Consider the following 14,677-nt stretch of genomic DNA (forward strand, 5'->3'; position numbering starts at 1 on the left):
ATAGGGAATAACTCTCCATAAAACAGCTAGAAAGTTATTATATGCGGTCTAGCGAATAGACCTCTACCGACTATCCTTTTTACAAAAGACTCATCGGCTGCTTTTAACTTGGCTAAGTATTTTCGGACTATATTTAAAGCACCATTTATATCGGCATTTAAAACTTTGCCTGTGGATGACTTAAACAAGCCTCGGAAAATCCTTTTGCCTTTATATTCCTCGTGCTTTTCAACGGGTTCAAATGCCAGTGAATCGCACTTAGAGGTATAGGACTCCTCTTGCTCCGCAAGATTTATCCCTGCCATTTTGCACTTGTACCTAAGCATATTTATAAACTTAAAGAACGGAACCGATACAAAGTTCTGGTTGGTTTGTTTACCTAATGCAATGGAGTCTTTCCATTGCTTGTTTCTTCCAATAACTACTGTACCGATTTTGTGTTCCACACAAAAGTTCACAATGCTCCTTGATGCGTTGTGCAAATAGTCTTCAATTTTTAAGTTTCGTTTAAAACCTAACTTAAAAATATTGAATTTGTTGTAATTAAAATCTTGTTTGTCTCCGATTAAAGGTCTTTCGGATTTTATTTTTGAAACTTCTTTATTATAGTACTGATTTATTGATTTTACGGGCCTTCCGTTTATAATAAAGCAGTCAAATTCCGAAACGCAACTGCAAAAGTTATTCAGACCTAAATCAATGCCTAAATACTGATTCTGGTCTAAATCAGGGTTCAATTCTTCTGTTTCATAAGTTATGCAGACTTTGATTTTATTAAACTTCGGAATAAAATCAATTGTTTTAAAATTCTTTAAATTATCCTTGTATTTTTCAAATATATCATGAGGAATATGGATTTTTACGTCTTTATTTAATACTATAAACTGACCTTTGATTTTAGCTGACTGATAATCAAAATACAGTATATTCGGATTTTCTTTGTATTTAGGTGCTTTGGGTTCTCCATTGAACTTCTCCGGATGAATTTTAAACTCCTTAATTGCATTAAAGAAACCGGCGTAATTCTTATATAGGCTGATTACGATCATTTGAGCAAGTTTAGCCTTGCAGAGTTTTCTATAGTAATTCAGTTTTGTATCTTGAGTCCTTAATACCTTTTCAAGGTCGTTTCCACGCATAACGGCTTTATTTTTATCGTAATAATCTCTAAAGAAGTATCTGGCCTGATTAAATAAGCACCTTGACAGCTCAAACTGTTCTTTGAACCATCTTGTGTTGTCTATGTAGAAACAAGTGCTTAAAATCATTTTGAAACCTCTTTTAGAGATATTTACATCAGTCAAAAAAATCAGGATCTTACCGATCAACTATCCTCTATAACAGAGCCATACTCTTATTTCCCGCCGTTGCTTTTTTCCATTGCCTCAATTGCTTTACTGAAGTCCTGTATGGTGGAAAAGCTGAGATAAACCGAAGCAAAGCGAATATAGGCCACGGAATCCAGCCGAAACAGCTCTTCCATAACATAGCCGCCCAGCACCCGGGATTTTATCTCTCTTTCTCCGGAAGCTCTGAGACGTGACTTTATGGTATTCACAGCCCGGTCAAGACTGTCAACGGTAACCGGACGCTTTTCCAGAGCTCTCAGCATGCCCACCCGGATCTTGTTTTCATTAAAAGGCTCACGAGTGCCGTCGGTCTTAACAATAAGAGGCATGCGAATATCGGCCTCCTCTAATGTGGAAAAACGCTGATGACATGATATGCATTCACGGCGTCTTCTGATTTCCGCGCCATTGCTTATAGTTCTGGTATCAACTACTTTAGTGTCAGGGGCATTACAAAACGGACAGCGCATACAACAAACACCTGAAAAACAATAAAAAATCCCGCAGATATTTTAAGATAACTGCAGGATTCTTAACATACCTGATTCAGAAAACAGAACCCAATTCAGTAAGAAGCAATCCAGCTGAAACAGGTTCCGTTCTCACAGACCGGCATTACTTGGCAGACTGATAAACCGGGAATCTCTTGCAAAGATCCAGTACCTTGGCCTTAACCTGAGCTTCGGTTTCAGCGCTCTTGTCAGAACCGATGCTGTCCAGCACATCGCACATCCAGTTAGCAAGATCGGTAAACTCAGCCTCGCCAAAGCCGCGTCTCGTAGCAGCCGGAGAACCGATTCTGAGACCGGAGGTAACAAAGGGCTTTCTGGGGTCATTAGGTACAGAATTCTTGTTCACCGTGATGTTAGCGCGGCCCAGAGCTTCCTCGGCATCCTTTCCTGAGAATGGCTTCTCAATAAGATCCAGGAGGAAGAGATGATCATGAGTGCCGCCGGAAACAACCTTGTAGCCGCGGGACATGAATACATTTGCCATAGCCTGAGCATTTACCAGAATCTGCTTCTGATATTCCTTGAACCAGGGTTCCATGGCTTCCTTGAAGGCAATGGCCTTGGCAGCAATAACGTGCATCAGAGGGCCGCCCTGAGTAGCCGGGAAAATAGCAGAGTTAAGCTTCTTGTAAATATCCTCATCCCCGCAGCTGGAAAGAATTATGCCGCCTCGGGGACCGCCGAGAGTCTTATGGGTGGTAGTAGTAACCACGTGAGCATAAGGAAGAGGAGAAGGATAAAGACCAGCCGCAACCAGACCGGCCACATGAGCCATGTCAACAAAGAGGTAGGCGCCTACGGCATCGGCAATTTCCCGCATCTTTTTCCAGTCAACTATGCCGCTGTAGGCGGAAAATCCTGCTACCAGAAGCTTCGGCTGACATTCCCTTGCCTTGGCCAGCACATCGTCATAATCAATTTCGCCCTGATCATTAACACCGTACTGCACAGAATTATAGTTCTTGCCTGAGAAGCTTACCTTGGCGCCATGAGTAAGATGGCCGCCATGAGCGAGACTCATGCCCATGATGGTATCGCCCGGCTTAACCAAAGCCATATATACAGCGCAGTTAGCCTGAGAACCGGAGTGCGGCTGAACATTGGCATAGTCAGCGCCAAAAAGCTTCTTGGCTCTTTCAATGGCCAGAGCTTCAACCTTATCAACATAATCGCAGCCGCCATAGTAGCGCTTTCCGGGATAACCCTCGGCATACTTGTTAGTAAGCTGAGAACCCTGAGCTTCCATGACAATTTTGCTGACGTAATTCTCAGAAGCTATGAGCTCAATATGTTCTTCCTGACGAAGATTCTCCCCAGAGATGGCATCCCAAAGCTCTTCATCATATTCTGCGATACTCTTTGCTGGATTAAGCATTTATATCTCCAATTATCGTGTCCGAAGACAGCCTGCCGGCATTAACAAAAAAACAGGTGTATTGTACTTGCTTTAGTTAACAATTCATAGACAAAACACAAAATTTTCCCGGAAAACCAACAATGGAAAATGCACCGATTTCAGGCCTGTTTTTGCTGATTTTGCCCTCATTTTGGGCCAAAACCCCCAGTTTTCAGTTAAAAATCAAACAAAAGTGCTTGTTTTAGGATAGAATACTTTCATCGTGATTATCACTAGGTAATTCACGAAATTCTGCCGAAAATCCGGGCATTCGCCTCGATGCTTCCGGCAGGAAAATCCTCATCCTGACGCGAAAGCGCAAGCACTGTTGCAGGCCGTGATCCTCTCAGATCTCACCGGCTTTGCAAGTCTCTACGGGAGTATGAGCATGAGCCATCATATTCTGGTTCTTAACGGGCCAAATCTGAATATGCTCGGTGTTCGTGAACCAGGCATTTACGGTTCTGACAGTCTTTCAGAAATAGAAGCAAGATTACGGAAAATAGCTGATGAGCATGGTGTCTCCTTGGATACGTTTCAGTCCAATGCGGAGTACGAGATAATAAACCGTATTCATGACGCCATGGGAAAATATGATTTCATTCTTATTAACCCCGCAGCCTTTACCCATACATCTGTTGCCATACGCGACGCCCTTCTGGCAGTAAGCATTCCTTTTTTTGAAATACACATCTCAAATGTTCATGCCCGTGAAGAATTCCGTCATCATTCTTATCTATCTGACAAAGCCCAGGGAGTAATCTGCGGTTTTGGAACCAGAGGGTACGAATACGCTCTTCGCGAAGCAATTGCCAGAATCCTGAACTAACTTTAATCTTAACTAAAGAAGAACATTATGCAAATTGACATCAACAAGATCTCCCGTTTAATCAAGATTGTTTCCGAGTCCGATATTGCAGAGCTTGCTCTCAGAGAAGGTGAGGAAGAAATTAAAATTACCAGAAGCAGTGCCACCCAGATTCCGGTACAGGTGCAGCCTGTGCAGATTCAGGCTCCCGCTCCTGCCGCCCCTGTTGCCGCAGCTCAGCCGGCTCAGGCTCCCGAGGCCCCGCATCAGGCTGCCCCGGCTCAGGAAACCGGCCATATCATGAAGTCTCCCATGGTAGGCACCTTCTACCGTTCCGCCAACCCTGAAGCTCAGCCCTTCACCGCAGAAGGAAAGGCCGTCAAGGAAGGCGATATCGTCTGCATCATTGAAGCCATGAAGATGATGAACCAGATCGCTGCCGATAAGTCCGGCGTAATCAAAAAGATTCTTGTTGAAAACGGGGCCGCCGTAGAGTTTGATCAGCCACTCTTTGTTATTGAATAAACCGGGGATGATCCAAGATGGCAAAAATTGAAAAGGTTTTAATTGCAAACCGGGGAGAGATAGCGCTCCGCATTCTCCGGGCTTGCAAGGAAATGGGCATCAAGACTGTAGCGGTGTACTCCACTGCCGACAGAGATCTTAAGCATGTTAAGCTGGCAGATGAAGCGGTTTGCATCGGCCCGGCTCCGGCAAAAGAATCCTATCTTAACATCCCTTCGCTGATTGCCGCTGCGGAAGTCACCGGGGCCAATGCCATTCATCCCGGCTACGGCTTTCTGTCTGAAAGCGCCGATTTTGCGGAAAAGGTGGAAAAGTCTGGTTTCACATTTATCGGCCCGCGTCCTGAAACCATCCGGCTCATGGGTGACAAGGTTTCAGCCATTGAAGCCATGGAATCAGCCGGTGTTCCCTGCGTTCCCGGTTCCGGCGTGCTCTCTGACGATGACAATGAAAACAAGAAGATCGCCAAAAAGCTGGGTTATCCGGTAATTATCAAGTCGGCTGGCGGCGGCGGCGGCCGCGGCATGCGGGTGGTAAGAAAGGAAGAGGATCTTATTGACGCCATTGCTCTTACCAAGAGAGAGGCTGACTCCTTCTTTAACAACCCCAATGTGTTTATGGAAAAGTTTTTGGAAAATCCCAGACACATTGAATTCCAGCTGCTTTCCGACGGTCAGGGGCATGCAGTATGTCTCGGCGAACGCGACTGCTCCATGCAGAGAAAGAACCAGAAGGTGATCGAAGAAGCTCCGGCTCCCGGCATTACCGAAAAACAGCGCAAGGATATCGGTGAACGCTGCGTTAAGGCCTGCATAGAAACCGGCTACCGGGGGGCAGGCACCTTTGAATTCCTTTACGAAAACGGTAAATTCTTCTTTATTGAGGTTAACACCAGAGTTCAGGTGGAGCACCCGATAACAGAACAGATTACCGGCATCGACATTGTTAAGGAGCAGATCAAGATTGCCGGCGGCAACTTCCTGACCTTTAAGCAGTCTGATGTAAAGATCAAGGGCCATTCCATCGAATGCCGCATCAATGCGGAGGATCCGGCAACCTTTATTCCGTCTCCCGGAAAAATCACCCGCCTTCATACTCCGGGCGGCCCGGGAATCAGATGGGATTCTCATATCTACGAAAGCTACTCCGTGCCTCCGTACTATGACTCCATGATCGGCAAGCTGATTGCCAGCAATGACAACCGCGCTCTCGCCATTGCCCGCATGAAGCAGGCTCTCAATGAACTCATTATCGATGGCATTAAGACCAATATTCCGCTGTTAACCGATCTTATGGAGGACGAAACCTTCAATAAGGGCGGTTTCAACATTCACTATCTTGAGCACCGTTTAGAGCAGCACAAGTAGCGAGCAAACGGGGACAACCCGAAAAGCATTTTGCGGAACCATAAATGAACTACCCCGGCATCAGGCGATAAACCGTGAGGCCGGGGGTTTTTTTGAGACTCAAAAGCCCGGGAGGCGGTACATTTTCTGAAAAAGCGGCATCATTTTACGGATTTTGTGAAGTCATACACTTTTATGTCAGGCCCATAAGGATATACTCAGACTATCCTTTAATCTAACTTGGGATTCGGAAAAATAATGTTTAAAAAGACTCTTTTAACTGCTGTTTTGGCAGGCGTGATTGGCCTTACCGGCTGTTCATCTGGTGGTAGTTCAGGTTCTTCAGGAAGCGGCGAAGGCGGCGCTGATGTTTTCGGAACTCAGATTTATCTCCGCGGCGAAATGAATGACTGGGCAGTTGGCAGTCAGTACATGGTGCAGAAGGTTTCTGACAAGGTTTACATGGCTTCAGCAGAACTCAATGTTGACTGGGCTCCGTACAAGTTTAAGTTTGCTGACTCCTCCTGGACTGCAGGCACCAACTTCGGTTACAAGGATCAGCCTGGCATCTATGAGTACGGCGGGGAACCCGTAGTTCTTAATCCGAAGTCTATTTTCGAAGAAGTTAAGTTCACCCCTCCTGAGAATGGCATCTATGACTTCTACATTGATGTTACCGGCGAAGCTCCTGTAACCTATGTTAAGAAGCACGGTGAATAATCAAAAGTTCTTGTGAACAAGGAAGAGACCCCTGCCCTGCAGGGGTTTTTCATCACCGGGCACGGCATTAACCGGTGCCAGCAGCCCTCACCCGCAAGACTCACATCAGGTTTACCGTCATGACATCAGAAGAACTCCTGGACAGCTATCTTGATTACATCTCCAGCGAAAAGAATCTTTCCGAAGCTACTCTCAGGACGTATACCAGCTATGTAAAGGAATTCCTGCTTTTTCTGAATAAAAGAAACACCGGTATTCAGGAATTCACCGCTGATGATGTGCACAGCTTTATCAGATTCAAGCAGACCACCGTTCCTCAGAAAGATCCTCATGACAGATTTACCAAGTACGGCCAGAAAAATCTGAAATCAAGGACAGTAACCCTGATTCTTTCATGCATAAGATCCCTGATAAAGTTTGAGCTTCTTGAAGATCTTCGCAAAGATAATCCCATGGAGACCTACACTTCCCCGAAACTGGAAAAAAGGCTCCCCACCTTCAAAACCACAGAAACCATCTTTAAGCTTATCAATGCACCGGGAGATGATACTTATGAAAGCCTCCGGGAAAGAACCATGCTCACCATGCTTTATGCTTCCGGCATCAGATCCACAGAGCTTCTGACACTGCAGTATAAAAATATCAATTTCACAGACCGGACTCTCAACATCATCGGGAAAGGAAACAAAAACAGAATCATTCCCTTTGCAGACAATGCTTTGGAGCTTCTTACCAGATTTATACAGGAAACCAGGGCCATAAACGGGAAGATAAGTAACTACATATTCACCAACCCGAAAACCGGAAAACCCTTCACTCGCATGTATCTTTATAAAATTATCCAGAAGCATGCCGAGGAACAGCATCTTCCGCATCTTTCCGCTCATGTGTTACGGCATTCATTTGCTTCCCACCTTCTGGATAACGGAGCAGATCTCAAGTCAATACAGGAAATGCTGGGGCATTCGTCCATGAAAACCACAGACATCTATACTCAGACTCTCCATAAAAGTCTTATTGCAAAGTACAAGAATGCCCACCCCCGGGCGATAATCAGAGATGAAGGCCCGCCAAAACAAGACTGATAAGCAGTCTCTTTTTCAACCATGCTCTCAGCCATCTGCTAAACAAAAGCTAGACTGAGGTATGATTCAAGGCTGAGCTTTGTCAGCGAAAAGATGCTTTTGACATCATGAAGGAGAACAGCTACGCAAAGTAACGCAGATCCGGAGAAAAAAATAGGTTTTACCTGTGTTTCCCGGCTGCAATTAAGTAAAGTTTGAATGCTTTCACTAAATTAAAAGAATCTTTACTATAAAATCGTGTAGATACACTGAGTTTACGTTTAACAGGAGAATTCCTCATGGCAAGATCTTCAGGATTGGTCTATTCCCTGGTCAACGCGCACCTGATAACGTCAGACAAGGGGCGGGAAATTGAGGACAATGCAGTAAAAGAAGGCATGCCGATCGTCACCTATGTGGTGAACAACAAGATTGTAAGTTCCGAGGATCTGAGAAAAATTCTGGAACGCGAGTACGGATACCCTTATCTGGATCTCGATCAGATAGATGTTACGGAAATCGGTGACAAGTATCTTAATGAAAAGCTTATTGTCAAGAATCACGCTCTTCCGGTTTTTGTGCAGAACAAAACTCTGTATCTGGCCATGTCGGATCCTACCAACGTACAGGCTCTGGATGACTTCGGCTTTACCTATGCCATGCATACCGACACCCTGCTGGTGGACGAGCTTAAGCTGCAAAAGGCTATCGGAAAACTCTTTTCTAACGCCTTGGACGAGCTCGATGTCGGTCTTTCGGAAGGCGATCTTGCAGACCTTGAAACCGAGGATCCTGATGCCAATGTAGCCAATGACCCGACAGAGGAAGGCGACGAGGCTCCGGTAGTAAAATTTGTAAACAAGCTTCTTCTGGACTCTATCAAGAAGGGAGCTTCAGACCTGCACTTTGAGCCTTATGAAAAGAAATACCGCGTAAGATTCCGTATTGACGGCATTTTGCACGAGGTCGCAACTGCACCAGTTTCCCTGGCATCAAAGATCGCCGCCCGTATCAAGGTTATGTCCCATCTGGACATCGCCGAAAGAAGAATCCCTCAGGACGGACGAATTAAGCTTAAGGTTTCTCCCACCAAGAGCATGGACATGCGTGTAAACACCCTGCCGACTCTGTGGGGAGAAAAGATCGTAATGCGTATTCTGGACTCCTCAGCCGCCAAACTTGATATTGAAAAGCTGGGCTTTGAGGATGAACAGAAGCAGAAGTATCTGGAAGCTCTGGCCAAACCGCAGGGTCTTATCCTGGTAACCGGCCCCACAGGCTCCGGTAAAACCGTTTCTCTCTACACCGGTCTCAGTATTCTGAATACGGTGGAAACCAACATTTCAACAGCGGAAGACCCGGTAGAAATTAACCTGGAGGGCATTAATCAGGTTCAGATGAACAACAAAGCGGGGCTCAACTTCGCCAGTGCTCTCCGCGCATTCCTCCGTCAGGATCCTGATGTGATCATGGTGGGTGAGATTCGAGACCTGGAAACGGCGGAAGTGGCCATCAAGGCAGCGGAAACCGGACACCTGGTATTGTCAACCCTACATACCAATTCCGCTCCGGAGACTCTGACCCGACTTATTAACATGGGTGTGGCCGGGTTTAACATCGCCGCTACCGTTACCATAATCATGGCGCAGCGACTCGCCCGAAGATTATGTGAGAAATGTAAAATTCCGGACAGCGTACCGGAGTCAGAGCTCCTTAAAATCGGTTATACTCACGAAGACATTGCTAATGGTTTGAGAATATTCAAACCGAACCCTCAGGGCTGCGACAGCTGTTCAGGCGGCTACAAGGGACGTGTGGGCATTTATGAGATCTTCAAAATGTCCGACAATCTGGCGCAGCTTATCATGGAAGGAGCTAATTCCATTCAGATCGCTCAGGAAGCAGAAAAGGAAGGAATGGTTCCTCTCAGAAAATCCGGACTGAAAAAAGTTGCACAGGGAGTTACGAGTTTATCGGAAGTATTCCGTGTTACCTCGGCCTAAAAATCTAAGGAATGAATCAATATGGCAGTTAAAAGCAAAGATTTTGTTAACTATAAGTGGGTCGGCCAGAACCGTCGCGGCAAGGTAATCAAGGGTTACGTCTGCGCCAGAAGCGTGGAGCTTGTAAAATCAGATCTTCGCAAGCAGAACATTCAGGTAACCGAAGTTAAGGAACAGAGTAATCTTTTAGGGGACGGCCCCAAGATTAAGCCGATGGACATCGCCACTCTGACCCGGCAGATTGCTACCATGCTCTCCGCAGGCGTGCCTCTGGTGCAGTCCATTGAACTCTTGGCGCAAAGCCATGACAAAGTCGCCATGAGAAAGATGCTGGCAAAGATGTGCGAAGATGTTTCATCAGGCACTCCCTTCAATCAGGCTTTGAGAAAGCACCCCTACTACTTCGATAAGCTGTATTGCGACCTCGTGCAGGCAGCAGAAGCCTCCGGCGCTATGGAAAAGATCTTTGATCAGCTGGCAACCTACAAGGAAAAGGGCGAGCTCCTGAAATCCAAGATCAAAAAGGCACTGATGTACCCGACTGTTATCGTCATCATCGCCACCATCGTTACCGGCATCCTCCTCGTTTATGTAGTACCGCAGTTCGAGGACATGTTTAAAGGGTTTGGCGCAGAACTCCCGGCATTCACTCAGTTTGTGGTTAACTGCTCCAGATTCCTGCAGGCGTGGTGGATGGTTATCGCACCAGTTCTTATTATCGGAGGTGTTGCATTCTTCCAGGCATACAAGAGAAGTCAGAAGTTCCATGACAATGTGGATCTGGCAACTCTGAGCATTCCTGCCATAGGTAACATTATTGAAAAGGGCTGTCTGGCACGTTTTGCCTCAACTTTGGCAACCACCTTCGCAGCCGGTATTCCTTTGGTAGACGCTCTAGTATCAGCAAAAGGAGCAGCCGGTAATGCTAAGTATGCCCAAGCTATAGATGATGTAAGAAGCGACGTAATGGGGGGTATGCAGCTTAACACCGCCATGAAGGCAACTCAGGTATTCCCGGCCATGCTGAACCAGATGGTTATGATCGGTGAAGAAGCTGGTTCCCTGGACAGCATGCTTAACAAGATTGCCAGCATTTATCAGGCAGAGGTTGACGATGCGGTAGACGGTCTTTCCTCCATGCTTGAACCGGTAATCATGGTGTTCCTGGGCGTGGTAATCGGTGGTCTTGTTATCGCTATGTACCTCCCGATCTTCACCATGGGCAGCGTTATTAAGTAAGAATCCGAAATAACAACGTCAGGCTCTGTCATTGGCAGAGCCTTTTTGATTAATTAGAGCAATCGACCAAATGAATTTCTTTACCAATGTCATTTATGCCATGCAGCAATACCCATGGTTCTTCTACATCTGTACAACCATCGTAGGTCTCATGGTAGGAAGCTTTCTTAATGTGGTTATCTACAGACTTCCCATCATGATGGAGCGGAACTTCAAGGAAGAGTACGAGGAATACTTTCACCCGGAGGCAGAACGGCCAAAACAGGAAAAGTTCAACCTGATGGTACCGGCATCCCACTGCCCCAAGTGCAACCATAAAATTTCCGCCTGGGAAAACATCCCCCTGTTAAGCTACATCATTCTGAGAGGTAAATGCCATAAGTGCGGGCTCCCCATATCCATGAGATACCCTTTGGTGGAAGGATTTACCGCTGTAATGACATTTATCGCAGCATTTCATTTCGGGCCGTCTGTAGCAGCATTGGGAGCCATTCTTTTCACTTGGTGTCTTATCGCCATTTCAGGTATAGATTTCGATAAAATGCTGATCCCAGATGAAATTGTTCTCCCTCTTATTTGGATTGGCCTTCTCTTCAATATTGCAGGAACCTATACTGACCTTGCTAGTGCTGTTATCGGGGCCATAGCAGGCTACATGATTCTCTGGTGTTTTTACTGGGGATTTAAACTATGCACTGGAAAAGAAGGGATGGGATACGGGGATTTCAAGCTGACGGCATGTTTTGGGGCATGGCTGGGATACAAGATGCTTGGCATAGTGATAATAGGTTCTGCGCTTGTTGGTGCCATAGTTGGCATTATGCTAATCAAAAACAAAGGGAAGAGCAAACCCATACCGTTTGGGCCGTATATTGCGATGGCAGGTTTTATCGGAATGCTCTATGGGGAAAAGATTAATGACTGGTACATCCAATTTGTCATGTTTTTACGAAATTGAATTTTAAATGGTTAGCGTTTGCCGGCATTCAGTGGTATGACCGCAGGACATAATGAGAAGTGAATATGTCACACCAGACAGATGACATAAACAAAGATGAATTGCGAACAACGTACTTGTTTTTGATATGCCTGTCACTACCCACATCAAGGCTACATCAAGGCAGTCATAACTCAAAACCTGCGTTTTTGAAGTACAACATGGGGTGAGTTAAGCATCTCATTGAATGATAATTGTCCAAAAATGCTAACCAGATCAAAAAAACAACAAATAAGATGCATTGGTGTGTTGCAATTGCCTGAGCAAGGGAGGATAATGACTATTGCGTTAGGGAGGAACCCTAACGATCCTTAACAAAGGATTTGTTAATCAAGTAAAAGGATTTACAAAATGAAAAAGTCTAAAGGTTTTACCCTCATTGAATTGATGATCGTAATCGCCATCATTGGTATTCTTGCAGCAATCGCTCTTCCTGCCTATGCCCGCTACATGGCTCGTGCCCGTTTCACTGAAGTAACTTCCGCAGTTGATGGTGTTAAGAAGCAGGTTGAACTTTGTATTTTTGATACCGGCCCCGCTTTTAGTGCTCAGGGTTTAGTTCCCGCCACCGCATGCGATAACAGTCAGAATGGCAATGGTTGGAAGATTGGTGCAGCTGCAGATTATGCAACCAAGTATGTTGCCAGTATAAATGTAACTGATGGTAAGATTAAGGCAACGGCTGTTGCTGGTCATGGCCTCCAGAGCTCAACCTTTACTGTATATCCTATGTTTGGTGCTCAGGATAATGGTGTGATTGACTGGGTTCCTGCTGATGGTGTTGCTCATGCTCCTCACGCTGCACAGGGTACTGCTTCTACCGACTTTACTTGCAGAGACCATGAGCTTTGCTAATAGTTAGTTTGTAACAAAATGATAGGAGAAACGGCTTAATTGCCGTTTCTTTTTTTGTTTTGGATAATAGCTCCTCAATTTATTAAAATTTTTCATACTAATTAACCTTTCTCCATATGAATCTTACATCACTAAACACAAAAGAAATCATATATTTTATTCTTTTACTTTTTTTTAGTTTATTGTTAAGCCATTCTATTTTTGAACCACTAAAAAAATCGGTACTAATGCAAATTAATGGAGCAAATAACTCTATATTAATCAATTTCACTTATTTATTAAAAGATGGTGATTTTACTTTAAAAGCATATGATCAGAATAACACTATACAACAAGATGCCAGCAAAAGAGTTACATTAAAAAAACATACAATAACAGATAAAGATCAAAAGGAAGAATTCATAGATTTTGAATCTTACGAAATAGCCATCCCTATTCTAAACTCTCACAAAATTGAAATAGAACTCAATACTGATAACAACCTTGCTTACATTGATGAAATTATAATTAACAACAGATCCATTTCTTTGAATGATTTTATAACAAATGCAAAATCAACTTCGAAATTACACATTGGAAAATTTAAAGATGATGCTTCAGCTGGAATTATTATAGGTTCAGAAGATAAAAACACCGTAATAGATATAACAAACGTTCTTAACCCTGTAAAGGTAACAGCAGAAGAGCTCAAACAAATAAATGATGAGCAGTTATTATATAACATTTTATTAAGAGCATTTTGCTTCGTCACAATTTTTCTGATATGTTATATCATCAGTATCTCTTTAAAAGCCTTTAACAAAGAATCATATAGGCCAAGATTCGTCATCACTCTTATTTTTCTTGTTTTAGTGCTCTCAATTACAAATTCTTATTACCTATTATTTGAGAATTCATTTCCAAATAGTAGTACTTTCTTTAAAGATGAAGCTAATACATTTTTATCAGCAACTCAATCAAACATTCTAAAATTTTTACAGAATTTCGCCACTCTCATTTGTTTATTATGTTTATTATTAATTTCTATCTTTTTCATAAAAAATCGTATTATAAAATCAATCATAGCAGTATCATCACTAATAATTTTGACAGTTCTGCTTGTAGATAACTGCTTATTAAATGTTCTAAGCGTTCGCCTAAATTTTAATATGGCGGGGCACGCTACTGAAACAAAGTATTTTGATGATTTTATATATAGCTACATGATTTCAGATAGCGGTTTACTAATGTGCGCAGGTTTCATAACCTTTGTTATAACCGCTTTTTCGGGGATGTTTATAACCCTAGAAAAGGCCTCTCTTCGCAAGCTGGCTTCCTACTTATCAATTCCTGTAGCTTCGCTGACTGTATGGGGCGTTTATCCAACAAATCCTGAAGAATTCAACTTTACGTATCTGAATCCGTTCCAAGTAAATGGGTTTTGTTTTCAAAAAATGGGGAATTTCTATAACACATACTCTGACAATTACAGCAAACGCAATAATTTAACTTTTGATTACAAAACAGAGCAGGGACTTAACCAAAAGAAGAATATTATTCTGGTGCTTGTAGAATCCTGGGGCTGCAACTTTACATACATCTGCGGCACAGGTCCTGCTAAGATGCCAAACATAGAATCTCTCGCCAAAAACAATACTTTTTTTGATAACTATTATTCAATAATGCCGTCAACAAGCTTTTCATTATTATCAATAATTAAATCAGCCCCGGTAATAAATATTGCCTGGGATTTACCTGTTGAAACTGAAATAAGCTCAAAGTCGGTTTCCAGAGCAAAAAATTTCAATAAATCTTATTCTAAGATGCTTCATTCACAGAATGATTTAATAAGCAATTTTAAATCTAACAACTATAAAACATCAT

13 protein-coding genes are annotated in these 14,677 nt (G+C 43.7%); 10 read left to right on the forward strand and 3 right to left on the reverse strand.

Annotated elements, in window-relative coordinates; all coding sequences use genetic code 11:
• Positions 1–26: 26 nt before the first annotated feature.
• The 3 genes from ACJROR_RS03965 to glyA all read right to left on the reverse strand — a co-directional run bounded on the left by ACJROR_RS03965 (position 27) and on the right by glyA (position 3,236).
• Entirely contained in the window at positions 27–1,268 is a 1,242-nt protein-coding gene (locus tag ACJROR_RS03965) for an RNA-guided endonuclease InsQ/TnpB family protein (RefSeq protein ID WP_406545961.1), read from the reverse strand.
• Positions 1,269–1,354: 86 nt separating this feature from the next.
• A complete protein-coding gene (nrdR, locus tag ACJROR_RS03970; RefSeq protein ID WP_406545962.1) occupies positions 1,355–1,819 on the reverse strand; it encodes a transcriptional regulator NrdR in 465 nt (154 codons plus the stop codon).
• 145 nt (positions 1,820–1,964) lie between these two features.
• A complete protein-coding gene (gene glyA / locus ACJROR_RS03975) occupies positions 1,965–3,236 on the reverse strand; it encodes a serine hydroxymethyltransferase (RefSeq protein WP_406545963.1) in 1,272 nt (423 codons plus the stop codon).
• 403 nt (positions 3,237–3,639) lie between these two features.
• Between glyA and aroQ the strand changes: the two genes are divergently transcribed.
• The 10 genes from aroQ to ACJROR_RS04025 all read left to right on the forward strand — a co-directional run.
• Positions 3,640–4,086: a type II 3-dehydroquinate dehydratase gene (gene aroQ / locus ACJROR_RS03980; RefSeq protein WP_406545964.1), complete on the forward strand. Its 447-nt coding sequence runs from the start codon at positions 3,640–3,642 to the stop codon at positions 4,084–4,086.
• Positions 4,087–4,119: 33 nt separating this feature from the next.
• Positions 4,120–4,590 (forward strand): acetyl-CoA carboxylase biotin carboxyl carrier protein, encoded by a 471-nt coding sequence (gene accB, locus ACJROR_RS03985; protein WP_406545971.1) that lies wholly within the window; start codon positions 4,120–4,122, stop codon positions 4,588–4,590.
• Positions 4,591–4,607: 17 nt separating this feature from the next.
• On the forward strand, positions 4,608–5,957 hold the full coding sequence (accC, locus tag ACJROR_RS03990; protein ID WP_406040127.1) for an acetyl-CoA carboxylase biotin carboxylase subunit: 1,350 nt from the start codon (positions 4,608–4,610) through the stop codon (positions 5,955–5,957).
• 237 nt (positions 5,958–6,194) lie between these two features.
• Positions 6,195–6,656: a pullulanase gene (locus ACJROR_RS03995; RefSeq protein WP_406040125.1), complete on the forward strand. Its 462-nt coding sequence runs from the start codon at positions 6,195–6,197 to the stop codon at positions 6,654–6,656.
• A 119-nt stretch (positions 6,657–6,775) separates the two neighbouring features.
• Positions 6,776–7,741 carry a tyrosine-type recombinase/integrase gene (locus tag ACJROR_RS04000; protein ID WP_406545965.1) on the forward strand — a complete coding sequence of 322 codons (966 nt, stop codon included), beginning with the start codon at positions 6,776–6,778 and terminating at the stop codon, positions 7,739–7,741.
• A gap of 278 nt (positions 7,742–8,019) precedes the next feature.
• Positions 8,020–9,723, forward strand: a complete 1,704-nt coding sequence (gene pilB / locus ACJROR_RS04005) for a type IV-A pilus assembly ATPase PilB (RefSeq protein WP_406545966.1) — start codon at positions 8,020–8,022, stop codon at positions 9,721–9,723.
• A gap of 21 nt (positions 9,724–9,744) precedes the next feature.
• Positions 9,745–10,962 (forward strand): type II secretion system F family protein, encoded by a 1,218-nt coding sequence (locus tag ACJROR_RS04010; RefSeq protein ID WP_406545967.1) that lies wholly within the window; start codon positions 9,745–9,747, stop codon positions 10,960–10,962.
• Positions 10,963–11,032: 70 nt separating this feature from the next.
• Positions 11,033–11,920, forward strand: coding sequence for a prepilin peptidase (locus ACJROR_RS04015; protein WP_406545968.1), 888 nt, complete (start codon positions 11,033–11,035; stop codon positions 11,918–11,920).
• A gap of 390 nt (positions 11,921–12,310) precedes the next feature.
• Positions 12,311–12,814: a prepilin-type N-terminal cleavage/methylation domain-containing protein gene (locus ACJROR_RS04020; RefSeq protein WP_406545969.1), complete on the forward strand. Its 504-nt coding sequence runs from the start codon at positions 12,311–12,313 to the stop codon at positions 12,812–12,814.
• 227 nt (positions 12,815–13,041) lie between these two features.
• On the forward strand, positions 13,042–14,677 hold a 1,636-nt coding region (locus ACJROR_RS04025), incomplete at its 3' end, for a hypothetical protein (RefSeq protein WP_406545970.1).

It is taken from the genome of Succinimonas sp. (genome assembly GCF_045225735.1).
In the GTDB taxonomy this organism is placed as follows: domain Bacteria; phylum Pseudomonadota; class Gammaproteobacteria; order Enterobacterales; family Succinivibrionaceae; genus Succinimonas.

What these genes read in the sequence shown, in the direction of transcription:
- ACJROR_RS03965 (WP_406545961.1), bottom strand. Translation starts at nt 1,268, where the DNA reads ATGATTTTAAGCACTTGTTTCTACATAGACAACACAAGATGGTTCAAA.
- nrdR (WP_406545962.1), bottom strand. Translation starts at nt 1,819, where the DNA reads ATGCGCTGTCCGTTTTGTAATGCCCCTGACACTAAAGTAGTTGATACC.
- glyA (WP_406545963.1), bottom strand. Translation starts at nt 3,236, where the DNA reads ATGCTTAATCCAGCAAAGAGTATCGCAGAATATGATGAAGAGCTTTGG.
- aroQ (WP_406545964.1), top strand. Translation starts at nt 3,640, where the DNA reads ATGAGCATGAGCCATCATATTCTGGTTCTTAACGGGCCAAATCTGAAT.
- accC (WP_406040127.1), top strand. Translation starts at nt 4,608, where the DNA reads ATGGCAAAAATTGAAAAGGTTTTAATTGCAAACCGGGGAGAGATAGCG.
- ACJROR_RS03995 (WP_406040125.1), top strand. Translation starts at nt 6,195, where the DNA reads ATGTTTAAAAAGACTCTTTTAACTGCTGTTTTGGCAGGCGTGATTGGC.
- ACJROR_RS04000 (WP_406545965.1), top strand. Translation starts at nt 6,776, where the DNA reads ATGACATCAGAAGAACTCCTGGACAGCTATCTTGATTACATCTCCAGC.
- pilB (WP_406545966.1), top strand. Translation starts at nt 8,020, where the DNA reads ATGGCAAGATCTTCAGGATTGGTCTATTCCCTGGTCAACGCGCACCTG.
- ACJROR_RS04010 (WP_406545967.1), top strand. Translation starts at nt 9,745, where the DNA reads ATGGCAGTTAAAAGCAAAGATTTTGTTAACTATAAGTGGGTCGGCCAG.
- ACJROR_RS04015 (WP_406545968.1), top strand. Translation starts at nt 11,033, where the DNA reads ATGAATTTCTTTACCAATGTCATTTATGCCATGCAGCAATACCCATGG.
- ACJROR_RS04020 (WP_406545969.1), top strand. Translation starts at nt 12,311, where the DNA reads ATGAAAAAGTCTAAAGGTTTTACCCTCATTGAATTGATGATCGTAATC.